The 22,812-nt window shown below is 71.6% G+C and carries 19 protein-coding genes; 3 read left to right on the top strand and 16 right to left on the bottom strand.

Going from position 1 to position 22,812, the window contains the following annotated elements; translation table 11 throughout:
* Complete coding sequence (locus ACYVGD_RS00360; RefSeq protein WP_460740978.1) at window positions 1-465, top strand: S-ribosylhomocysteine lyase; 465 nt, start codon at window positions 1-3, stop codon at window positions 463-465.
* 634 nt (window positions 466-1,099) lie between these two features.
* On the opposite strand, the gene ACYVGD_RS00355 is transcribed toward ACYVGD_RS00360, so the two are convergent.
* The 7 genes from ACYVGD_RS00355 to ACYVGD_RS00325 form a co-directional block, all read right to left on the bottom strand.
* Window positions 1,100-2,647, bottom strand: a complete 1,548-nt coding sequence (locus ACYVGD_RS00355) for an HNH endonuclease signature motif containing protein (RefSeq protein ID WP_460740977.1) — start codon at window positions 2,645-2,647, stop codon at window positions 1,100-1,102.
* A 552-nt stretch (window positions 2,648-3,199) separates the two neighbouring features.
* Window positions 3,200-3,892 (bottom strand): MOSC domain-containing protein, encoded by a 693-nt coding sequence (locus ACYVGD_RS00350; protein ID WP_460740976.1) that lies wholly within the window; start codon window positions 3,890-3,892, stop codon window positions 3,200-3,202.
* A gap of 55 nt (window positions 3,893-3,947) precedes the next feature.
* Window positions 3,948-4,148, bottom strand: coding sequence for a hypothetical protein (locus ACYVGD_RS00345; RefSeq protein ID WP_460740975.1), 201 nt, complete (start codon window positions 4,146-4,148; stop codon window positions 3,948-3,950).
* Window positions 4,149-4,431: 283 nt separating this feature from the next.
* Window positions 4,432-5,340: a GlxA family transcriptional regulator gene (locus tag ACYVGD_RS00340; RefSeq protein WP_460740974.1), complete on the bottom strand. Its 909-nt coding sequence runs from the start codon at window positions 5,338-5,340 to the stop codon at window positions 4,432-4,434.
* Between the two features lie 5 nt (window positions 5,341-5,345).
* Complete coding sequence (locus ACYVGD_RS00335) at window positions 5,346-5,894, bottom strand: cysteine hydrolase family protein (RefSeq protein ID WP_460740973.1); 549 nt, start codon at window positions 5,892-5,894, stop codon at window positions 5,346-5,348.
* Between the two features lie 74 nt (window positions 5,895-5,968).
* On the bottom strand, window positions 5,969-7,663 hold the full coding sequence (locus ACYVGD_RS00330; protein WP_460740972.1) for an AMP-binding protein: 1,695 nt from the start codon (window positions 7,661-7,663) through the stop codon (window positions 5,969-5,971).
* Window positions 7,664-7,773: 110 nt separating this feature from the next.
* The gene (locus tag ACYVGD_RS00325) at window positions 7,774-9,288 is read right to left on the bottom strand and encodes a DEAD/DEAH box helicase (RefSeq protein ID WP_460740971.1); all 1,515 of its coding nucleotides are present in this window, start codon (window positions 9,286-9,288) and stop codon (window positions 7,774-7,776) included.
* A 399-nt stretch (window positions 9,289-9,687) separates the two neighbouring features.
* Between ACYVGD_RS00325 and ACYVGD_RS00320 the strand changes: the two genes are divergently transcribed.
* Together ACYVGD_RS00320 and ACYVGD_RS00315 are read left to right on the top strand one after the other, a co-directional pair.
* On the top strand, window positions 9,688-10,362 hold the full coding sequence (locus ACYVGD_RS00320) for a ferritin-like fold-containing protein (RefSeq protein ID WP_460740970.1): 675 nt from the start codon (window positions 9,688-9,690) through the stop codon (window positions 10,360-10,362).
* Between the two features lie 57 nt (window positions 10,363-10,419).
* Window positions 10,420-11,076: an NUDIX hydrolase gene (locus tag ACYVGD_RS00315; protein WP_460740969.1), complete on the top strand. Its 657-nt coding sequence runs from the start codon at window positions 10,420-10,422 to the stop codon at window positions 11,074-11,076.
* 3 nt (window positions 11,077-11,079) lie between these two features.
* Here ACYVGD_RS00315 and ACYVGD_RS00310 read toward each other — a convergent pair whose 3' ends face one another.
* The 9 genes from ACYVGD_RS00310 to ACYVGD_RS00270 form a co-directional block, all read right to left on the bottom strand.
* Entirely contained in the window at window positions 11,080-11,304 is a 225-nt protein-coding gene (locus ACYVGD_RS00310) for a DUF3107 domain-containing protein (protein WP_460740968.1), read from the bottom strand.
* 379 nt (window positions 11,305-11,683) lie between these two features.
* Window positions 11,684-12,850, bottom strand: coding sequence for an FHA domain-containing protein (locus ACYVGD_RS00305; protein ID WP_460740967.1), 1,167 nt, complete (start codon window positions 12,848-12,850; stop codon window positions 11,684-11,686).
* 2 nt (window positions 12,851-12,852) lie between these two features.
* Window positions 12,853-14,133, bottom strand: coding sequence for a vWA domain-containing protein (locus tag ACYVGD_RS00300; protein WP_460740966.1), 1,281 nt, complete (start codon window positions 14,131-14,133; stop codon window positions 12,853-12,855).
* Window positions 14,134-14,179: 46 nt separating this feature from the next.
* On the bottom strand, window positions 14,180-15,313 hold the full coding sequence (locus ACYVGD_RS00295) for a PP2C family protein-serine/threonine phosphatase (RefSeq protein WP_460740965.1): 1,134 nt from the start codon (window positions 15,311-15,313) through the stop codon (window positions 14,180-14,182).
* Window positions 15,310-17,685, bottom strand: coding sequence for a serine/threonine-protein kinase (locus ACYVGD_RS00290; RefSeq protein WP_460740964.1), 2,376 nt, complete (start codon window positions 17,683-17,685; stop codon window positions 15,310-15,312). The genes ACYVGD_RS00295 and ACYVGD_RS00290 overlap by 4 nt, the downstream gene beginning before the upstream one ends.
* A complete protein-coding gene (locus ACYVGD_RS00285; RefSeq protein WP_460740963.1) occupies window positions 17,682-18,860 on the bottom strand; it encodes a hypothetical protein in 1,179 nt (392 codons plus the stop codon). The genes ACYVGD_RS00290 and ACYVGD_RS00285 overlap by 4 nt, the downstream gene beginning before the upstream one ends.
* Complete coding sequence (locus ACYVGD_RS00280) at window positions 18,857-19,786, bottom strand: transporter substrate-binding domain-containing protein (RefSeq protein WP_460740962.1); 930 nt, start codon at window positions 19,784-19,786, stop codon at window positions 18,857-18,859. The genes ACYVGD_RS00285 and ACYVGD_RS00280 overlap by 4 nt, the downstream gene beginning before the upstream one ends.
* Window positions 19,783-21,108 (bottom strand): hypothetical protein, encoded by a 1,326-nt coding sequence (locus tag ACYVGD_RS00275; protein ID WP_460740961.1) that lies wholly within the window; start codon window positions 21,106-21,108, stop codon window positions 19,783-19,785. Before ACYVGD_RS00275 ends, ACYVGD_RS00280 begins: the two co-directional genes overlap by 4 nt.
* Window positions 21,105-22,811 (bottom strand): AAA family ATPase, encoded by a 1,707-nt coding sequence (locus ACYVGD_RS00270; RefSeq protein WP_460740960.1) that lies wholly within the window; start codon window positions 22,809-22,811, stop codon window positions 21,105-21,107. Before ACYVGD_RS00270 ends, ACYVGD_RS00275 begins: the two co-directional genes overlap by 4 nt.
* Window position 22,812 lies beyond the last annotated feature (1 nt).

The raw sequence follows: 22,812 nt of genomic DNA, 5'->3' as shown, positions 1-22,812 counted from the left end.
ATGACTGATCGCATGAACGTCGAGAGCTTCAACCTGGACCACACCGCCGTCGCCGCGCCATACGTCAGGGTGGCCGATGTGAAGCGGCTGCCGAACGGCGATGTGCTGACCAAATTCGACGTCCGCTTCCGCCAGCCCAATCGCGACCACCTCGAGATGAAGGCCATCCACTCGATCGAGCACACGTTCGCCGAGAAGTCGCGCAACCACTCCGATGCCGTGATCGACTTCTCGCCGATGGGCTGCCAGACCGGGTTCTACCTGATCATGGCCGGCGAGCGCAGCGTCGAGGAGGCCATGGACCTGGTCGAGAAGACCTTCCGGGACATCATGGACGCCACCGAGGTGCCGGCCGCGAACGAGGTCCAGTGCGGCTGGGGTGCGAACCACTCCCTCGAAGACGCACAGGCGGCCGTTCAGGGCATGCTCGACAAGCGCTCGGAGTGGTCTCAGGTCATGGCCTGATCCGTCCGGCGCGGTCTGGTCGTGGCCGCTCCACGGGAGTCTCCCCGTACTGTCCGGCAGTGCCCCCTAGTCAACGGTCTGCCTGACTGACTGCCCGTCGTCCGCGCCGATGTCGGGTTCTCGCTGGCTGAGGCATCACCCGCGACTCCGCCTCTCTCACGTCTTCACGTTCGCGCCTGGTGCCGGACAGGATGGCGCAGGTAGTTCTCCCTTAGACGGTGTGCTTTGGTTGGAGCTGAGCCGTTGGCGGCTCACCGGTTGCGCAGGGCAGAGGCTCCTGGACCTCCCGGTTGTTGGGCATGCCGGAGGAGCGTTGGCCTTTGGGGTCACGGCGTGGCGCTGGTTCCGGGCAGGACGGGGCGGTGTGCCTGGGCATGCCGGATGGCCGTCCACCCCCTCGAGGTGACGGCTCGGCGCTGCACAGGCGCTGCAGGCGGGACGGTGCGAAGGTGCACCTGGATCCCAGCTGTCGCTGGTTCGGCCAGAGTTCAGGTCGGGCGCGCCAACCAGATCAGGTCTGCTCAGAGGGCTCCGATGGTCAGGCGGCCCGATGGTCAGGCGGCCCGATGGTCAGGCGGCCCGACGGTCGGGCGGGGCGACGGTCGGGCGGTGCGATCGGATCAGGTGGGTCCGGTCAGGCGGCCTGGTCCTCCGTTCCATTCTGGCCGGGCTGATGCAGGGTGGGGTCGAGGGTGATGAGTTCGGGGGCTCGGGCCAGGAGCCTGGCCGCGACCCGTGAGGCCTCGGCCTCGAGCTGTGCCCGCTCGGCCTCCCGTGCGAGGCGGGCGGCCTCACGGGTGGCTGCGCGCATCCGCCGCCGGACTCCGTTGGGGTCGAGCTTGCGTTCGATGGCGGGGCCGTCGGCGAACGTGCCGTGCGGTGATACCCAGTAGGTCTGCCCGGCCGGCGTCGTCCACTTCGCGACTCCGGGCCGGACGGGTTCGACCCGGAACCCGCCGTGGGTCTTCGCCCGGTGCGCCCGCCGATCCAGAGGGATGAGGTTGTGCGTCGCCGTCGGACCCGCGGGCCACGGCACCACATGATCGAGGTCGACGAACCTCGAACGAGACTGCCGTGTGGCGAACGGGAAGGCCATCACCTGCTCACGCGCGAGCACCGCCCACCGCTGCGCCGGCGTCGGAACATAGCCCGACGTCTGGTGGTGCACGTTGAGATCGACCACCGGCCGCACCACCACCTTGGCTGCGGTCGCCAGGAGGTGGTCGAGCTGCGAGCGTGCGACCACGCCCAGGCCGGTGACCTCCCCGCCCGCACCGTGATCGACCTCGTCGGGCCGCACCCGGACCTCCAGCTCCAGCACCATGTCACCGGCCACAGGAGCGGTTTCACCGCGGCCGGCGGCGAGGACAGCAGCCGCACGGGCGGGGGTGGCGAGGAGTTCGAGGGCGCGGGCGCGGGTGTTGCGTCCGCCGGAGGGCCAGGCGATCAACGAGGCCTGCGGCCTGTCACTGGGGGGCGGGTCGGGCTGGGTGGCGAGGATGCCGGCGAGCTCGGTGATGGTTGCTTCCAGTCGGAGGCCGGCAGCACCGTCCAGCCGGGCTGACATCTCGATGACTCCTCCTTCGGCGGGCTGGGTCTGGACGTAGCGTTCGTCGAGGGCCCGTTGACGGCGGTGTTCTTCGCCTTCGGGGTCGACGACCGCGCAGAGTCGTTCGGCCTGGTTGACCATCCGGGTGGTGCCCATGCCCGGTGCGAACGGGGCGAGTCGTTCATCGACCTTGAGTGCCTGGGCCTGGGACAGGCCCCGTGCGGCGACGGCCTGCGCGACCTTTCTCGCGGAGGTGAACCGGACGTGTCCGGCGATCACATGGGCCCACAGGCGGGGGTGCCGGTGTTGGAGGTTGAGCACGTCGGAGATCTGCTGGGAGGCGGCGCCGGGGCTGATCCCGAGGGCGGGGCCGACCTCGAGGGTGAGGAATTCGGCGACGTCGGGGGTTCCGTCGGCTCCGATGGGTAACAGGCGTTCGCCGTGGAGGACGCGTGCGTCGGCGTCGTGGTCGGCGTATTCGTCGATCCACGAATAGGCCTGGGCGCACGCGGCCAGCAGGAGGAGCTGGTCGATCTCGGCCTGGCGGATGCGTTCGGCGGTGTCGCGGAGTCCGCCGATGAGGGCGGGTCTGTCGGGTAGGGATTGCAGGGTCCGGGCGGCGGGGGTATCCACCGGAACCACCTTCCTCTCCTTGATGAGAACTGATGTTCTAATCGTAGGAAGAGGGTCTGACATTTCCTGAGCGGCGGGCAAGATCCTCGTCTCGCTCGCGCCCGCCCGGAGTGCAGTCCCACGCCGGCTCCTCGTCTCGGCCGCAGGCGGCCTCGCTCGGAGATCAGTGGGCGGGTTTGCCGGTCGGCTAGGGGTTCTCGTCTCGCTGGCGCTCGCTCGGAGAACAGTGGGCGGGTGGCGCTCGGTAGGAGACCAGGCTGGGTGTGATGTGGGCGGAGCGGGCAGCGCGGAAGCGGCGTAAAGACGCCGCGGACCCGGCGTGACCCACGATCTGGCCGGCCGGCGTCCCAGCCGCGCAGCGCTGCCCGCGCAGCCCACGCCACCTAGGCGGAGGCGGCTCCTCGTCTCGCCGGCGCTCGCGCGGAGAGCAGTGGGTGGGTTGGGTTCGCTCGGAGGACAGTGGGCGGGTGGACTCGCTCGGAGAGCAGTGGGCGGGCTCGGCGGAGAGCGGTTTCGGCTTGGCCTGGCTCCAGGAGCAGCAGATCGGGGAGCTCAGGCAGGTGTGGGGGAGACCGGGGCTCCGGCGTGGAGGGTGCCCGTGCTCACCACAGACGCGTACACCGCCAGACAGGCGTCGCGCTCGCCACCCAGCGGCTTCAACCAGGCGCCGTCGGCGCGTACGCCGACCTGCTGGATGTCGATCATGCGACACCTCGGTACGCGGGCGTCGACGTGCAGCACGACGTCACCCACGGAGACGTTCGAGCCGACCCACGACTCCTCGACGAAGGGCTCGTCGGTCTCGACGACGAGATTGACGCGCAACCGGCGTGGATCGGCGTCGACGCCCCAGCGCTCGGCACACCATGCGAGCGTGGCGGTTCCGATCAGTGAGACCTGGCCGCCGTCCTGGTGGAGGACGTCACGCTCCGGGAGGACGCGTACGGGATCACCCATGAGCTCCGAGAGGTGCGCATCCAGGGCGGCGTCGCCGACGGCCCACTCGTGCGTACCGTCGGATACGCGCACGCCTTCGCCGACCGTGGCCGCGGTGAACCCGAACACCGCGTCGCGTCGTCTGAACCGGCGGGTGTTCTTGCCGGAGGCGAAGTGGCCGTCGCCGTCCTCGACGGCATACCAGCGGTCGCCCACGATCCCGCGCTCGTCGAGCTCGACGTGGGACAGCTCCTCGCCGCCCATGGACTTCACCGGATGCCGGAAGATGCTGCGCAGCGTCGTCGTCACGCCGAGAGCATAACCTCGCGGTTGCTGACGTCGGGCAGATGGATGTGGTCGACAGCTACGTGCAGCTGAGCGAGACCTCGAGCAGTGGGTGGCGCCCACCCGCGAGGAGGTGGTGGACGCCGTCGGCGCTCGGCTTCGACGTGACCTCCCGCGTGCACGCGCCGCCGGACCCCGGCAGCTGGTTCGCGTCTTGACAGCACGGCGTGCTGAAGGTCAGCGCGTTCGACGACCGCGTACGCCACCTCGACCTGATCATCCCGCGCAACGGCGCGAGTCGACGCGTACGCGGAGGCTGCGAAGGCGGCCCCGCGCCAGATCACGAAGCGTGTGGGCCCGAATTACGGCAGCCCGGCCGCTGGAACCTCGGCGCGTTCCACGGGTCCATCAGCGACGGCAGCTCGTCGAGGGGATGACGGTGCTGCTCGGCGAGCCCGCGGTGACGCAGTCCGCGCACCGCTGGGGCAACGGCGACCGCTGGGTCGAGCTCAGGGGCTCCCGTTCCCGACGCCGCCACCCGTCGTGACGTTCCGGGCCTCCCGCTAGGCGCGCAGCGAGCGCGCGTCGGCGTACCCCACGGCGCGGGCAGCCTCCCCGCGCGTCCAGCCGCGCGCGACGAGCTCGGCGGCGCGTTCGCGGCGGACGGCGGTCTGGTAGGCGTGCGGGGTCATGCCGACGGCGGCGGTGAAGCGGCGGGCGAGCGTACGCCCGCTGACGCCGAGCCGCGCGGCGACCTGGTCGAGGGCGAGCGCGGGGGAGGCCGGATCCTCCAGCAGGTCCTGCGCGCGGTGGGTGAGGTCGTCGAGGTGTCCGCGGTGCTGCAGCATGATCGAGGCCTGGCTGGCGCCGCCGGGACGCCAGGCGGGCACGACGAGCGTACGAGCGACCCGGGCGGCGACCGACGGCCCGTGGTCGGCGGCGACGAGGTGCAGGGCGAGGTCGATGCCGCTGGCGATCCCCGCCGACGTGTGCAGACGGCCCGAGCAGGTGAACAGCACGTCGTGCACGATGCTGACGTCCCGGAACCGGGCGAGCGCGTCGACGAGGTCGTGGTGGGTCGTCGCCCGCTGCCCGCGCAGGATGTCGAGCTGGGCGAGCAGCAGCGCACCTCCGCAGACGCTCGCGACGTGGCCGCCGGCGTCCCAGTGCCCGCGGACGCGCGCAGCCAGCTCGTCGGTCAGCGGGGTGAGGGTCCGCTGGGTCTTCCAGCCCGGCACGACCACGAGGTCGTCCCCCTCGAGCTCCGGCCACGTCGTCGCCGCAGCCAGCGGGAGACCCTGGTGCGCCACGGTGCCGGGAGTGGCGACGTACGCCACGTCGTACGCCGGCCCGCCATCGAGACCGTCGACAGCCTCGCCGGCCGAGACGAAGACCTGGGCGGGCCCCGCCACGTCGAGCAGGTGCACGTGCTGCGGCAGCACGATCACGACACGGCGGGGCCGACGGTTCATGGGCCTCAGCCTGCCACGACCTCGTCGATGGACGTGATCGTGGCGAACCGGCCCGACAGCGCCGCGGCCGTCCGGGCGATGATGTCCTCGGCCGCCAGCACGCCGGAGCCGTCGACGAGCGGCAGGGGATGGGTGGCGGTCGCGTCGAGGACGACCTCCACGGCGTACCCGAGGTCGCTCGCGAGCCGCGCGGTGGTCTCGACGCACTGCTCGGTCCGGATGCCGGCGAGGCGCAGCCGGGTGACGCCGCGGGCAGTCAGCTGCTGCCCGAGGTTGGTGGTGGTGAAGGCGTTGTGGCTGGTCTTGAGGACGCGTACGTCGCCCTCGGCGGGCACGAGGTCGGGCATGAGCTCGACCAGCCCGCGGGCGGGGTCGAACGGCGAGCCGGTGCCGGGGTCGGCGTGCAGCACCCACACCACGAGGTCGCCTGCCGCGCGGGCGTGGTCGACGAGCCGGGCGCAGCGGGCGGCGATGTCGGGTGCGGAGATGTGCTCCCACAGGGGGTGCTGGACGAAGGAGTTCTGGACGTCGATGACGACGAGCGCTGTGGTCATGGTCCAACGATGACGCCGGCGGCGGCCCCGCCCCAGACCTGGGGAGGACCGCCGCCGGAAGGATCAGGACAGGATCAAAGACCCAGCAGCTTCGCCGCGGTGGCGCGCATCTCGACCTTGCGTACCTTGCCCGTGACCGTCATCGGGAACTCGTCGACGACCATCACGTAGCGCGGGATCTTGTAGTGGGCGAGCTTGCCCGTCGCGAACTCCTTGATGGACGCGGCGTCAGGGTGCTCGGCCCCCTCCTTGACCTTCAGGAACGCGCACAGCTCCTCGCCGTACTTCTCGTCGGGGACACCCACGACCTGCACGTCGGTGACCGACGGATGCTGGTAGAGGAACTCCTCGATCTCGCGCGGGTAGATGTTCTCGCCGCCGCGGATCACCATGTCCTTGATGCGGCCCACGATGTTGAGGTAGCCGTCTTCGTGCATGACTGCGAGGTCGCCGGTGTGCATCCAGCCCTCCTCGTCGATCGCCTCGGCGGTCTTCTGTGGCTCGTTCCAGTAGCCCTTCATGACGGAGTAACCGCGGGTGCAGTACTCGCCGGTCTCGCCGCGGGCGAGCGTGTCACCGGTGACCGGGTCGACGACCTTCACCTCGACGTGCGGGTGGACGATGCCGATGGTGCCGCAGCGGTGCTCGACGTCGTCGTCGGGCAGCGTCTGGGCCGACACGGGCGAGGTCTCGGTCATGCCGTAGCAGATCGCGACCTCCGCCATGTTCATCTGGTCCATGCACTTCTTCATGACCTCGACCGGGCACGGCGAGCCGGCCATGATGCCCGAGCGCAGAGTCGACAGGTCGTAGTCGGCGAAGTTCGGCAGGTTCTGCTCGGCGATGAACATCGTCGGTACGCCGTGGAGGATCGTCGCCTTCTCGTCCTGAACGGCCTCGAGGCAGGACGCCGGGTCGAACGCCGGCGCCGGCTGGATCATCGTCGCGCCGTGCGTCGTGCACGCCAGGTTCGACATCACCATGCCGAAGCAGTGATACAGGGGCACGGGGAACACCAGGCGGTCGGCGTCTGTCATCGAGATGCCCTCGCCGACGAAGTAACCGTTGTTCAGGATGTTGAGGTGCGACAGCGTCGCGCCCTTCGGATAGCCGGTCGTGCCCGACGTGTACTGGATGTTGATCGGGTCCTCGGGCTTCAGGCCCGCGGAGACGTCGCGCACGGCCTGCACGTCCACGTCGGCACCGGCGGCGACAAAGGTGGTCCACGACATGACCCTCAGCTCGCCGGCGGCGTAACCCTCGGGCAACGCGGCGTCGGGCTCGCCCGGCGTGCCGAACAGCACGACCTGCTTCAGGAAGTGGGCCTGCGGGGCGACCTCGGTGACCATCTCGGCGTACTGTGACGTCTTGTAGCGCGCGGCTGAGACCAGCATCGTGCACTCGGACTGGTTGAGGGCGTACGCGAGCTCGTGCGTGCGGTAAGCCGGGTTGATGTTGACCAGGATGACACCGACCTTCGCGGTGGCGTACTGCAGGATCGTCCACTCCGCGCAGTTCGGCGACCAGATGCCGATCCGGTCACCCGTGGCGACACCGGCGGCGACGAGGGCCTTCGCGACGTCGTCGACGACGGCGTCGAGCTCGCGGTAGGTCCAGCGGCGGCCGGTCCAGCGCTCGACGAGGGCCTCGTTGTCGCCGTGCCTCGCGACGGTCTCCTCGAAGTTGGCGCCGATGGTCGTGGTCAGCAGGGGGGCGTCGGTCGGGCCCGCGGCGTACGACAGGGTCGGATCAATCGCTTCGTTGCGCATGGGCGGCAACCTAATGTGTGCCACGCCACATCGCCTACCCCCTCAAGGGGGGAGGTGCGAGACGACGAGACCGCCCGGGAGGCAAGGCCTCCCGGGCGGTCACCCGTGGATCAGTCGTCCGACGACTGGGGGCCGACTCCGGCGTCCTGGTGGCCCTGCCCGTCCCGGCTCGAACCAGAACCGCCCGAACGGCGACGGCGGCGACGGCGCGGCTTGCGGGCCTCGCCCTCGGAACCCTCGGCGGGGTCGGAAGCCGGCTGCTTGGCGTCCTGGGCCTTGTCGGAGCCGGTCTCGTCGACGGGTTGGCCGTTGCGCATGCGGCGGCGCGAGCGCTCGCGGGGCTTGCGGGGCTCGCGCTTGCGCTCGGTGCCCTCCTCGGACTCCCTGCGGGGCTTCGGCTCGGCCTCCTTGAGGCGGCCCTTCGTGCCCTCGGGGATGTCGAGGTCGGAGAACAGGTGGGGCGACGTCGAGTAGGTCTCGACCGGCTCGAAGAACTCCAGCCCGAGGGTCTTGTTGATGACCTTCCAGCGCGTGATGTCGGCCCAGTCGACGAACGTCACGGCCACACCCTTGGCGCCGGCGCGACCCGTGCGCCCGATGCGGTGGACGTAGGTCTTGTCGTCGTCGGGGCACTCGTAGTTGATGACGTGGGACACGCCGGTGACGTCGATGCCGCGGGCGGCCACGTCAGTCGCGACGAGGACCTTCGTCTTGCCCTCGCGGAAGCGCTTCAGCGCACGCTCGCGGCCCTCCTGGCGGATGTCGCCGTGGATCGCGGCCGCGTCGAAGCCCCGGTCGACCAGGTCGTCGGCGACGCGCTGGGCCGAACGTTTCGTGCGGCAGAAGATCATGACCTTCTCGACGTCACGCGACTGGAGGATGCGGCCGACGATCTCGGGCTTGTCGAGGTCGTGGGCCTGGTAGATGAACTGCGTCGTCAGCGGCACCGTCGTCGAGTCCTCGGCGGACTCGGCGCGGATGTTCACCGGCTGGGTGAGGTGCTTGCGGGCCAGCGACGCGATCGCCGACGGCATGGTCGCCGAGAACAACAGTGTCTGTCGCGACTCGGGCGTGTGCTTCAGGATGCGCTCCACGTCGGGCAGGAAGCCCAGGTCGAGCATCTCGTCGGCCTCGTCGAGGACCAACACCTTGATGTAGCGGATGTCCAGCGCGCCGCGGTCCATCAGGTCGAGCAGGCGACCCGGCGTACCCACGACCACGTCGACACCGGCGGCGAGCTGGTCGAGCTGGGGCTCGTAGCCCACGCCGCCGTACACGGTCAGCACGCGGGCGCCCAGCGCCTTCGACGCCACAGCGATGTCCTTCGACACCTGCAGGGCGAGCTCGCGCGTCGGCGCGACGACGAGGGCCTGCGGCGCGGTACCCGGCTCGTTGTCGCACTCGATGCGCTGCAGCAGCGAGATCCCGAACGCCAGCGTCTTGCCGGTGCCCGTGCGGGCCTGGCCGATCATGTCGGTGCCGGCCACCGCGATCGGGATGGCCATGGCCTGAATCGGGAACGGGTGGGTGATGCCCACCTCTTCCAGCGACTGGCAGATCTCGGGGACGACGCCGAGGTCGGCGAACGTCTGGCGGGTGTCTTCGACGGGGGTCGCATCGGCCACCAGGTCGGCGGCGACAATGTCAGAGATTTCCTGGGACAGGATTCTGTTCTTTCTGTGGGGCCCGGACCCGTCAGGACCCGGAAAGCTGCGTTCTTCCCGCGCGGCGCGTGGCGCTCGGCGCGTCCCGGTGTCGGGGCGAGGGCGGACCTCGCGGAAGGTGTACGCGGGCTTGCGTACCCCGCCACTGTAGCGCGAAATGCCCTCGCGAACCTTTCCGGGAATTTCGTGGCGCTCCAGAACTTTCCGGGGTTCCGCGGTCTCTTACTGATGAGCGGGCCGCCAAGGGGAGTCTGGGGGGATGAACTCGGGTGGGGCCCGCACCGAGGTGGGCGCCGCAGGACGCGGCGCCCACCTCAGGCCCTCCACGCTCCGCCGCAGCCCCACCCCTACGATGGGCCCATGAGCACCGAGGCCACCGACGACTACCGCCAGGGCGCGATCGATCTGCTGGGCATCATCGCCTACGGCGAGCTGACCGCCTTCCAGTGCCTCGCGGAGGACGCGGCCGCTGCGCCCACGCTGGCCGACCGGGTGATGGCGTCGTCGATGGCCTCGCTCGAGTTCAACCACTTCGACCGCGTACGCGCCCGTCTCCTCGACCTCGACGTCGACGTGATGGACGTGATGGAGCCCTTCCAGCAGGCGTTCGACTCCTACCACGAGTTCACCCATCCCCGGTCGTGGCTCGAGGGTCTTGTCAAGACCTACGTGGGGGACGGTTTCGCCGCCGACTTCTACCGCGAGATCGCTGCGTTCGTCGACGCAGAGACGCGGGACGTCGTCTACGAGGTGCTCGCCGAGGACCAGTGGTCCGACTACATCGTGGGGCGCGTACGCCAAGCCATCGCCGAGGATCCGAAGGTGGGCGGCCGGCTCGCGCTGTGGGGGCGGCGGCTCATGGGGGAGGCCCTGTCGCAGGCCCAGCGCGTCGCCGCCGATCGCGACGCGATGACCGCGCTGCTGTCGGGGGCCGTCGATCGGCCTGCGCTCGACCTCGCCGCCATCAACCGGCTGCTGACCCGTTTGGTCGAGAACCACCAGCTGCGCATGGAGCGGCTCGGCCTCGCCTCCTGACCAAGAGCCCATCTTCTTTCGTGTCGCTCTGACATGGAAGCGCCTATGCTGGAGTCCGTGGCCCGCCTCACCGTCGACCTCGTCGTCCTCACCCTGCGACACGGAGAGCTGTGCGTGCTGCTCGAGCAGCGTACGCAGGAGCCCTGGCGCGGGGCCTGGGCGCTTCCCGGCCGCGAGGTCGCCGACGACCAGTCGCTCGAGGACGCCGCCTACGTCGAGCTCGAACGTGTCGGGTTCACCGTCTCGGAGCTCGTGCTGGAACAGCTGCGCACCTACGGTGACGTCGACCGCGACCCGCGCGGACGATCGGTCTCGGTGGCGTGGATGGTGCTCGGCGCCGACCTGGAGGTCCCCGACTCCGACGAGCTCCTCGTCGACTGGTGGCCGGTGGCGCTCGCAGGCCGTGAGAACCTCACGTTCGACCACGGCACGATCCTCGCCGACGGGGTCGAGCGCGCCCGCGCGAAACTCGAGTACTCGGCGCTCGCGACGGCGTTCTGCCGGCGCGAGTTCACCATCCCGCAGCTGCGGGAGGTTTACGAGGCCGTGTGGGGCGAGCGCCTCGACGCCCGCAACTTCCATCGCAAGGTCATGTCGGTCAAGGGGTTCGTCGTCGACACGGGGCGGCGTACGCACGGCCGCGGCCGGCCCGCCACCCTCTATCGCCACGGGCGGGCGCGGGTCCTGCACCCGCCCATCCTGCGGCGGCGCTGAGGCTCAGACCGCGCCGAAACCGACGCGGCGCACGTTCTCCTTGCCCAGGTCGAGGTACGCGACCGACGACGCACGTACGAGCGTGCGGCCGCCCTTCGAGTCGACGAGCGTGAACAGCGAGTCCTCGGCCAGCGCCTTGGTGTACGCCTGCTCGACCTCGTCGGCGGTCTGCTCGGTCTCGACGCTGAGCTCGCGGGCGATGTGCTGGATTCCGACCTTGACTTCCACTGTTCCTCCTGGTGCGGGGCGACGGGGCTGTCGCCGACAGGGTCAACCCTGCCACGTCCACGGGCGCGACCACGGGTGTGTTCGCCCAAGGCGGATGGGAAGGCGGCTCGCCCGCACGTGGTCGTGGACAGGCTGCGTCCGCATCCGTGGTGGTGGAGGCCTCGCCGCCGCGTCTAGCCAGTCCCGTCGCTCGTCCTCGCTCGCGACGGCCAGGCCCAACCACGACCCGGCGGCGGGGCCCCCACCACTTCGAGGCGCTGGGACAACAGTGGGAGTTGGCGCTTGCCCAGGGACCACGCAGGCAGTGGACTGGCGACCCCGGGCGTCGCGCGCGCCGGGACCGGCGCGCGAGCTGGGACCTACGCGTGCGAGATGGGAACTACGCGCCGTAGATCTGCTGCTCCTCCGGGGTGGCGCGGCGAAGCACGATGCGGGTCCAGGCGCCGACGAAGATGCGGTCGTCGGGCTGGAGCTCGTGGCGGCCGGGCGCCAGCGGCGTGGTCGGCAGGGGTGCGGCGGCCGGGGCGACGTAGGTGCCGTTGGCGGAGCCGAGGTCCTCGACGTACCAGCGGCGTCCGTCGCTGGTGAGCTGGGCCTGGCGACGGCTGATGCCGGAGTCGGGGTCGCCGTCGATGTCGGGGGCGATTCCTCGGCTGCGGGAGGGCCGTCCGACGAGCAGCGAGCGCTTGCGGAGCGGAACCATCGTCGGCAGGCCCATCGACGGCAGGGGGTCGGGGGCCTGCTGGATGGCGTACCACTCCGGGTCGATCCAGACCTCGGCGATCCAGTCGAAGTCGGTCGAAGGCGCCTGCGGAGCGTCGTGGGCGACACCGGGATCGTGCGGGTTCGCCGAGGGCTGCGGGGTGGCGGAGGGGTGCGGGGTGGCCGACGCCTGGCCCTGCGGCGCGCGCGGGACGGACATCCCCGTTGGCGCACCAGTCCCAACGGGCGCCGGGGCCCCGGGCGACGGGGCCCCGGGCGACTCGAGGGGTACGCGGGCGGACGGCTGCTCGGGACGGCTGAAGCGGGCCTCGATCCTGCGGGCGGCCGGGGCGTCGAGGCCGACCAGGCCCTGCAGCGACCCGGCACCGTTCGTCCCCGAGGCGTCGGGCTGGGCCGGACCCTGCGACGCCGACGGCTGGTCGCCGGGGAACTCGGCGGTCGCCTGCGAAGCGGCCGGCTGGGGTGCCGGCGGCCTCGGCGCCGCGGGTGCCGGCGGGCCCGGGGCCGGCGGGGTCGGGGCGTGCGGACCCGCGGCGGACGGCGCGCTCACCGGGGCGTCGAGGTCGAGGTCGAGGATCGACGGGACCTCGGACGGCCGCGGGAGCGCGCCGGTGGTGTAGTCGTAGCCGCACGCTTCGCAGAACAGGGCGTCCTGGGGGTTGACCGTGTTGCAGTTCGGGCACGGCGCCGTCTCCGGCTGTTGGGGCGCGGGCGGAGCCGACGGCGCGGTCGGCCCGGACGTCCCGTCCGGGGCGATGGGCGTACCGCAGACGTCGCAGTAGTCGGTCGATTGGGTGGCGTGACCGGCGGAGCAGGTGGGCACTGTCAACCTCGGATTCGTGTCGTCTTGGTGGAGGCGGTGTCGAGGGCCATCTCGTCGGCCTTGTCGACCGTCCTCTTCAGACGCACGGTACCGGTTTCCTCGTCGTCGATGTCCACGACCTTCCTCAGTCGCGTCGTGGCCTCCGCGTTGCCGGTCTCCCGGGCCAGCTGGACGGCACGGCCCAGGCGGGTCGTCGCGGTGCGGTCATCACCCGCGGCCTTGGCCGCCAGACCCTCTTGGATGGCGGTCGCGAGCTCGGCCTGGCCCGTGTAGTGGGCGACGGCCGGGTCGATGCGCGTGGTCAGCGCGTCGTCAGAGCTCCACTTGGCCTTGACCAGACACTGGGTGACCACGTCGGGGCCGACCTCGAGCTGGACGCGTGCCGCGAGCTGTTCCTGGCCGATGCCCTTCGCCGCGAGGCGTACGGCCACGTGGTAGTCGCGCGACTCGTCGCCCCATGCGCCGGTCGGGTAGCGCGTCGTCAGCGGGTTGACCTGCTCGGCGCGCGCCGTGAGGTCTTCGACCGTCGGAGCGACCTGGCGTACGAACAGCACCTGCGCACCCTGCGGCGCCCACACGCGCAGGCGGGCGTCGGCGACGCCACGGCCCATCGACTGCTGCATGATCTCGGCGAACGCCGAGGACAGCTGTCCGGGGCCGGGGATGATGTCGACCGTGCCGAGGAGCGCCTGGGCGACCTTGCGAATCTCGGAGACCTTCCACTCCACGCCGATGCCGCGGCAGTCGCACTGGAAGCTGCCGATGGAGGCCTGGATCGCCATGTCGAGCTGGACCGGCGTCTCGTTGTGGTTCTCGCCGTCGGTGAGCAGGAGGGCGTGGCGCTGACGCAGGCCCGGCACCGAGTCGAACAGGGCCCGCGTGAGGTTCAGCCACGAGCCGATGGCGGTGCCGCCGTCGGAGTGGAAGTAGGAAATCGCCTGGGCGGCCTCGCGTCGGGTCTGCGGGTCCATGCGCACCATCCCGGCGCCCGTCGTACGCGTCGGGTAGGCCAGGTAGGCCTGGTGGTTGCCGGCGACGATCGCGAAATAGGTGCCGTCGACGATGTGGTCGAGGGCGGCGACGGCGGCGCGCTTGGCGGCCTCCATGTTCGTCTCGCCCATCGACCCCGAGGTGTCGACGATGATGATCTCGCCCGCGTCGCCGCCCGCGCCGACACCGGCCTTGCCGGCCTCGGAGCACTCCATCGTGACGATCGCGTGGACGTCGGTCCCGCCCTCGGGCAGGAACTCGTTCTGGTAGACCGTCGAGGTGAAGTTGGCCATGGTTCCTCCTGGCTGTCGGGCGGTGGTCAGTGCTCGGGATGGGACGCTACCGGCCCGTCGTCGGTTCCCCGAAGCGGGCGAGGGAGACCGTGATGTTGTCGCGTCCGCCCTGGTCGCAGGCCCAGCGTACGAGGCGCTGGGCGAGGCGCGTCGGGTCTGTGTATGCGGTCGGGTCGTCGACCAGCACGCGGGCGAAGACCTCCTCGATCGCATCGGTTGCCGAGGCGTAGTTCCACAGGCCGTCGGAGCACACCAGTAGCCAGCCCCGGCCCGGTGCCCGCAGCCAGCCCGAGGTGGGCACGAGATCGGGGGCGTCTACGCCCAGCCAGCGGGTGATCGCATGCGACTGGGGGCCGTTCTCGGCCTCCTCGCGGGACAGGCCGTGGGCCATGCGGACCTGGGCGACGGAGTCGTCGACGGACAACTGGCGCGACTCGCCGGAGTCGGCCACCCAATAGATGCGCGAGTCGCCGACGTTGCCGTGGACGATCAGGTCGTCGACGACCACGGCGGCCGCGAACGTGCAGGAGGCCGGGTTGCGGGTGTCGGCGGAATGGGTGCGGACGACCGCGTCGTTGGCGGCCATGACGGCCTCGGCGAGCGTCTGGGTGATCGCGTTCACCCGGGAGGCCTCGACGTCCATGCCGGCGGGGCGCTGCGAGTCGAGGACCTCCAGCGCGGCGCGGGCGGCGGCCAGGGACGCGACGTCGGAGTCGCTCGACGACGAGACGCCGTCGCAGACGACGAGGACAGCGCGGCTCTGCCCGGCATCGGGACCGGAGCCGGGGCGCGGGCCGGTGGCCGAGAGCGCCATCGCGTCCTCGTTGCGGTGGTGGCGTACGCCACGGTCGCAGACGCCGCCCACCCACGGCGCCGGCGACTGCTCGAAGTGGTCGCGCGGCCTGGGAGCCTTCGCCCCGCACACCTCGCAGTAGCCGTCGTCGTCGACCGCGCCGCCGCACTCGCCGCACCGGCGCGGGGGCGCAGGCACCTCGGCTGGCTCACCGGGCGGCCGCTTCGTCGACCGACTGACGGGGACCTCCGAGCCCGTGTGCTGGGGGGCCTCGACCGTCGGCGCGAGCTCGGCGCCACAGCCCTCGCAGAACGACTCCCACGCCTCGACCCGACCGCCGCAGGCGGCGCAGGAGATCGGTCCCTGAGGGGGCGCGCTCGTGGTCACAGGAGACTCCATTTCCTCATGCTGTTCGCTCGGTCGATGAGCTCGACGCGCTCCTCGGCGGAGGAGCTGTGACGTGCCAGAGAGCGATAGGCCTGTTCGAGCCCCTCGCGCAGCGAGGCCACGGTGGCGACCTGGTCACCGATCGCCAGGTTGGGCTGCTCGGCGGTCTGCGACACCATGGCCAGCGCCCGCTCATAGACCGTGACACGCAGCTCGTCTGTTGCGTCGGCGTCCATCCGGATGCCGCGCACCGACGCCATCGCATCGGCGAGGTCACCCAGGCCGCGGCCGAGCTGGAGCAGCGTCAGCGACTTCTGACGACGGGCCTCGGCAAAGCCTCGGCTGGTGGTGGGCACGAGGTCGAGCGCCGCGATGGCGGCGGGCAGGTCGCCGCGGGCGCGGCGTACGCGGGCCAGGCCGAACCCGGCGGGCGTGACGTAGTTGGCGTCGGTCGCCAAGCAGGTCTGGTAGAGGGCCTCGGCGACGTCGAGCTCGCCGCGGTGCTCGCAGGCCAGAGCCAGGGCGAGCTTGGGCGCCAGCTCGCCGGGAACCTGCCCGTAGACGGCGTTGAAGGCCGCCACGGCGGCATCGACGTTGCCGTCGTGCAGCTGCAGCAGGCCGTCGCACCACACCGCACGCCACTCCCAGGGGTCGGCGGTCAGCATCGCGTCGATGTTGCTGCGCACCGTGGCATGGTCGCCGAGCTCGAGGCCGGCCGCGATGCGGGCGAGGAAGACCTCCGGCGACTCGCCGGGTGCGGACGCCAGCGCGGTGAGCCGCTCGGCGGGATCGTCGATGTCGATGTTGGCCAGCCACGCCTGATGGGGGTCGGACGTGTCCCGCCGCAGCCGGGGCAGCTGGTGCCAGTCGAGCGAGTCGCCCATGATCATGGGCGGCTCGAACAGCAGCGAGCTCGCCGACGTGAGGGCCGTGCCCGGCGTACGCCTGGCGACCGTCTCCCGCAGGACGCCGAGCAGCTGGACGCGCAGCTCGTCGGCCGAGGTGAACCGGTCGGCGGGGTCGCTCGCGCAGCACTTGAGCAGGAGCCGGTAGAGCGAGTCGTTGGCCTGGAACAGCGGCGTCTGCTCGACGGGGGGCAGCGTGAACTCGTACGTCGACTGGTAGCCGCGGAACTCGCTGCACAGCACCATCAGCGTGCGGCCGATCGTGAAGACATCCGACTCGACGCTCACGCCGACCCGCGCGACCTCCGGGCCCTGGTAGCCCACGGTGCCGTAGATCGCGGAGTCCTCGTCGTCGGCCCGGCGCACGCCGCCGAGGTCGATCAGCTTGACCGCGTCGCCGACCTGGATGATGTTGTCGGGCTTGAAGTCGCAATAGATCAGGCCGAGGTCGTGCAGGTACTGGAACGCCGGAAGGACCTCGATGACGTAGGCCAGCGCCTGGTCGACCGGCAGCGGGTCGTACGCGCCGCCGTTGTTCTTCATGCGTTCCTTGAGCAGCTGCTTCAGCGAGCGGCCGCCCACGTACTCCATGACGATGTAGCCCGCACCCTCGTGGGTGACGAAGTTGTAGATCTCGACGATGAGCGGGTGCTCGACCTGGGCGAGGAACTGCTGCTCGGCGATGGCGGCGGCGAGCGCGTCGGGGTCGCCGGAGTTGAGCAGGCCCTTGAGCACGACCCAGCGGTCGGAGACGTTCTTGTCCTTCGCGAGGTAGATCCAGCCGAGACCACCGTGGGCCAGGCAGCCCTGCACCTCGTACTGGCCGGCCACCATGTCGCCGGCCTTCAGCTTGGGGTCGAACGAGTAGGGGTTGCGGCACTTCGGGCAGAAACCCGCCGTACGCCCGGGGCGGCCGTCGCGCGAGCGGCCCACCGGGGCACCACAGCTCGGGCACGACCGCTTGTTCTCGGGCACCGTGGGGTCGGCCATGATCGCCTTGGCAGGATCGACAGCCGGTGCGGGAGGGACGCGGGTCAACCCGGCGCCGATGCGGGCGCCGCGCAGGCGCTGGCTGCCCGAGCCCGTACGCCGGGTCGCGCGCGAGCCGCTGGTGCGGGCGCGCTCCGAGCCGAGCGCGGCCGACCCGAGGCGGTTGGAGCCGCGCGTGACCGTCGACAGCACCCCTTGGTCGCCGGCGTCGTCACCGACGGGGCCTGTCCCGGCGGTCGCCGGGGCCCCGCACACGTCGCAGTAGCCGTCGCGGATCTCGCCGCCGCAGCCGGGCACGTTGCAGCGACCGGTGGCGGCCTTGGCCGGAGCCGCACCGCGGACGGCGTTGAGCCCGGGCATCGCCGGCACCTCCGAGGCGCTGCCTGCCGATGCGGGGGCGCCGGTGCCGGGCATGCCGCACACGTCGCAGTAGCCGTCGGTGATGGTGCCCGTGCATCCGGGCTGGGTGCACCTCATCGTCGTCGGTCCTCCTCGGCCAGCGTCTGCACGCACGTCTCGAACGCCTCCACCAGCTCGCGTGCGAGCGGGATCGGCGACGGGCGACGGGCGAGCACGTCGTCGGTGATCTGGCCGATCGCGACCAGGTCGGGGTGGTCGTCGGCACCGAACGAGCCCACGGTCGAACGGCTGCGGGCCATCCGCGCGGTCAGGTCGGTGTGGTCGGCCATGGCCTTGGCGTACGCGTCCTGCACCACGCCCATGGCGCGCGAGACCTGCTGCAGCCGCCTGGCGTACGCCTCGATCTCGGTCCTGGTGCTCGGCAGCGGGCCGAGCGCGTCGACGTCGGGCACCGCGTACTTCGGGGCGGGGGACACCGTGGTCAGCGTCTGGTTGACCAGCCCCTGCAGGGCGGCCTCGCGGGCGACCAGGTCGTCACGCAGTTCGCGGGTCTTCTCCAACAGGTCGCGCGCCTTGCGGCGCTCGACGCCGCCGACGATCAGGTCGCGCTCGAAGCGGGCCGCGTCGATCTCGGCGGGGCCGATCATCCCGCCGATGTCGCCACCGCGGCCGACGCGGGCGACCATGTCGTCGACGCGCCCGCTCAGCTCGGACAGGCGCCGGGTGGGCTCGGCGCGCAGCCCCGCCGGCTCGAGCGCCACCTGATCGCGCAGTCGCTCCAGCTGGGCGCGCAGGTCGCGCAGCCGCGCCGTGACGGCGTCGGCGTTGGGGTCGATCGCCAGCCGCGTACGCAGCTGGGAGGCCATCGCGTCGGACAGGCGGCACGCCTCGGGCAGGCTCACCGCCAGGCCGGCCGCGGTCGACCCCGGGGCGTGGTCGCCGCCGCGCGCGTCGGCTCGGGCGATGAGGCTCGGGTCGAGCGTGGCGTCGAGCCGACCCCAGATCAGCGTCGCCATCCGCTCGAGCTCGGTCGGGCCGACCCGGCCCGAGTCCCACGTGGCCTCGAGCAGGCCCAGGCGGTCGGACACGGCCTTCCACAGCGCCATGGCCAGCATCATGTCCCGCGTCAGCTGGGCCCGCAGCGGTGAGCGCAGCACGGCGCCGTCAAGCGTGTCGAGCTCGCGGCGACGCTCGTCGACCCAGATCCGCAGGTCGGTCAGGTAGGCCAGGGCCACCTCGGGCGGGAGCGGGACGCCGATGCGTCCGGGGGCGGTGGGGGCGACGATGCTCATCGCACCGGCCTGCCGTAGGCGGGCTTCGGCGGGGCGGCGTCGCCGACGTACGGGCGTACCCAGCGGTTCCACGACTCGGCCCAGGCCCCGCCGGACCAGCCGGCCAGGACCTGGTTCACCCAGGCGGCGAGGTCGGCACGGTCGGCGCGGACGGCGACGGCCAGGCTCGAGGTGCCCAGGTCGTAGTCGGAGACCTTCGCATAGGGGTCCTGACGGGCCAGACCTGCCATCGCGGGTGCGGTGCCAGCCACGGCGTCGACCTCGCCGCGTTGGAACTGCACCATGCACAGGGCGTCTGTGGCGGCCGTCACGCGCGTGTCGCCGCGGCCCAGCACCATCGAGGCGTGGCTCCCGGCCGCACTGCAGATGCGGTGCTTGCGCAGCTCGTCCTTGCCGGGGACACCCGTGGCGCGGCCGAGGACCTTGATCGGGACGACCGCGTAGGGGGCCGAGAACTTCATGTTCTGCCAGCCGTTGCACGTCATGCCGACCTGGCGGATCGCGACGTCGACGTCGCCGTCGTCGATCGCGCGCCGGACGTCACCGGCGTTGATGACACGCAACTCGAGCTTGGACTCGTCGTTGAACATGGCGCGGGCCAGGGTCCGGGCCAGATCGATCTCGAAGCCCTCGAGGTCGCCGTTGACCGCGTTGCGGTAGGCCAACGGCATGGCGTCCGACGACACCCCGACGACCAAGCGGCCACGGTCGGCGAGCCGCGCCATGGTCGTGCCGGCCAGCGGAGGGCCGGGCGGCACGGGGTCGTAGCTCTGGGCGGGGTTGTTGCAATTTCCGGGGTCGGCCGGGTCGGCCGCGGCGGTGGGCCGCCGGGTCGGCATCGGCGTGGGCGAGTAGCCCGCCGAGCACGCGCTGAGGGCGAGGGCGCAGCCGAGCACGGCGAGCGTACGCAGGTGGCGGGGGATCATGCGTACTCCTTCAGGCGCTTGTTGATGCCGGCGATCGCCGCCACGACGGCGCCCAGGCTCATCAGCACGGTGAGCACCGCCGACCACACCAGCGGGGTGTGCAGCCGGCCCAGCTGGCGTACGGCGTCGTCGCCGGCCGTGGCCGCCGCCTGCGTGGCGGCCCGATCGAAAGCAATGAAGGTGGCGTTCGAGCTGCCCTCGCCCGTGCCGGTGGCGGCGGTGCGGGCGAGGTCCCAGCGGCCGTCGGAGTCGAGCTCGCGGATCTTGCGGTGGCTGACGACGTGGGAGCTCCAGTCGCGCTGCAGCGATGCCCGCACCTGACCGTTGGGGATGGCCTTCATCGCCCGCTTGGCACGAAGGTTCGCCAGGGCCCACAGCGCCTCGTTCTCGCCGCCGCGCGAGCGGGCGATGAGCGTCAGCGACTCGTACGCCTTCGCGTCGTAGGCGTGGACGCGAGCGGCGCCCGCCGCACGGGCGATCGCGAGCGGGCCACTCTGGATGCGGTCGGCCGCCGTCTGCGTCGAGGCCAGCGACGACGTCGCGGTCAAGGTGGCGACCAGAACCAGGGCCAGCGCGGTCGCGAGGCCCACGTTGAGGATGCGGCGGAAGCGGATGGCCACGACGTACATGGTCGCCAGCAGCGCGAGCAGGGCGATGAGCCCCGAGACGACCGCCACGGCCGTCCGGTCGCGCTCGAGGGTCGTGCGTACGCGCCCGTCGTTCGCGCTCACGAGGCTGTCGAGCAGCGGCATCGCCCGGCCCCGCAGGTGGTCGCCGGCATCGGACAGGTAGGCGCTGCCCAGGGGGAACCCCTGGCGGTTGTTGGCGCGCGCCTGCTCCATGATCGCGGCATAGGTGACGACCTCCTCGTTGAGCGCGCGCAGTACGTCCTGGTCGGCGGGCTGGGCCTGACCCGCCTCAGGGATCAGCCGCGCCACCTCCGACATCGCCGTCACGTAGCGGTTGCGCTGCTCCGACGACTCGAGCCCGCCGACGAGGAAGGCGTTGGTCGCCGTCGCATCGGCGCTCAGCAGGTTGGCCTCGATCGCCTGGATCCTGGTGAGCTGGGCGGTGTGACGCGTCGCCTCGTTCATCGCCCGGGAGGCCGCGAACAGCTGGCTCGTCGCGACCGCGCCGAACAGCAGCGTGGTGAGGATCGAGACCACGAGCAGGATCTGCAGCGCCCGCGGCGTCGGTGTGCCGCGCAGCGGGTCTTTGAGCCGGCCCGTCGGGGCAGCCTGCGGCGGCAACGGACCGCGTACCGGCCGAGGCTGACCGGTGGGCGGGGCGTACGTCGTGCCCGGGCGTACGGCGGTCGTCATGACTCGTCCTCGGGCGATTCCTCGATGTCGACGGTGGGCGGGTGCTCGTCCACGCCTTCGGGGGCCACGAGCGGCTGGCCGGGGGCGGGCTGGTGGGCGGCGAGGTCGGGCAGCTCGTCCTCGTCGTCGGCGACGTCGAGGTCGTCGGGGACGAGCCGGCGCAGGTCGTCGACGGTCGGCTCCTCGATGTCCCGCAGGCGCCACGCGTGGGCGCCGATCGCCGCCTCAAGGACGTTGCGCGCGAAGCGCCCGTTGCCGAAGGTCATGCCGCGGTCCTGCTCAGCGAGCATGGACCGGAACTTCTCCACCGAGGCGTCGTCGACCTCGAAGTCGGCCTTGTCGACCATGCCGCGGAAGATCCCCACCAGCTCGTCGTCGGTGTAGTCGTCGAACTCGATCGTTGTGCGAAAACGGCTCTGCAGGCCCGGGTTCTCGGCGATGAACACCTGCATGGGCAGAGGATAGCCGGCCACGATGACCACGAGGTCGTCGCGCTTGTCCTCCATCTCCTTCACCAGCGTGTTGATGGCCTCGACGCCGTACTGGTCGCCCGACAGCGAGTAGGCCTCGTCGATGAACAGCACGCCGCCCTCGGCGGACTTGACGACCTCGGCGGTCTTGATGGCGGTCTGACCGAGGTAACCGGCCACGAGCTCGGAGCGGTCGACCTCGACGAGCTGGCCCTTCGACAGCAGGCCCAGCGCACGGTAGATGCCTGCGACCAGACGGGCGACGGTGGTCTTGCCGGTGCCCGGGTTGCCGACGAACACGAGGTGACGCGTCACCGTGGGGGTCGCCAGGCCCTGCTTGGCCCGCAGCCCCTCGACGCGCAGCATCGCGGCCTGCTTGTGGATCTCCTCCTTGACCCGCTTGAGGCCGGTCAGGGCGTCGAGCTCGGCGAGGAGCTCCTCCAGCGACTTCGGCTCGGGTTCCGGCTCGACCTCCTCGTCCTTCGCGGGCTCACCCGGCGCGGCGGCGGGCGGGGCCTGCGGTGTCACGTTCTCGGGGGCGGTGGCGTCCGGGCTCGCCGGCGTGCCCGTCCCGGAGGGCTGGGCGCCTCCACCGGGCAGGCCGGGGAAGGCGCCCGGCCCGAGCGGGACGAAAGGGTCGAGATCGAGCGACGACCCGGACACCCCCTGGGAGGCGAGGTCGTTCTGGCGACGGATCGAGTCCTGCAGCGAGCTCAGCACGCGGTTGAGCATCTCGGGTGCCCGGCGCGCGAACTCCTGCTGGTCGGTGGGCTGGAGCAGGGTCGGGTCGAGACCCGGTGCCGGCCGTTCCGGCTGCGGGGCGGTCGGCGTACGCGCGGCCTCGAGCTGGGCGGCGGCCGCGGACTGGGCGTTGCCGAGGACGCGGGCGCTCGGACGGCCGAGCAGGCAGGCCGTGGTGCACACCTCCGCCAGCGCCTGCGCGTACGCGCCCGCGTGGGGCGAGCGCGCGAGCACCAGCTCGCTGAGCAGGGAGGTGGCGGCGCCGCGCCAGCGCCGGCCCTGCTGGGCGGCACGCATATAGGCCTCGGCGCTGGGCTCGTGGCCGGTCTCGGCGGCCCAGTCGACGAAGGCCTGGCTGCTCGACTCGCTGACGGCGGCGGCGAGCACCTCGCCCTCGTGACGGGCCCCCGCCCCGTCGAGCCCCGCGGCGGTGGCCACCTCCTCGAGCCGGGCGAGTGCGGTACGCAGCGTGGGATCGGTGGTGGCGTCCATG

Source organism: Mariniluteicoccus endophyticus (assembly GCF_054780035.1).
Note: the sequence above shows the minus strand (reverse complement) of the source record. Positions and strands in the feature narration are given on the sequence as shown.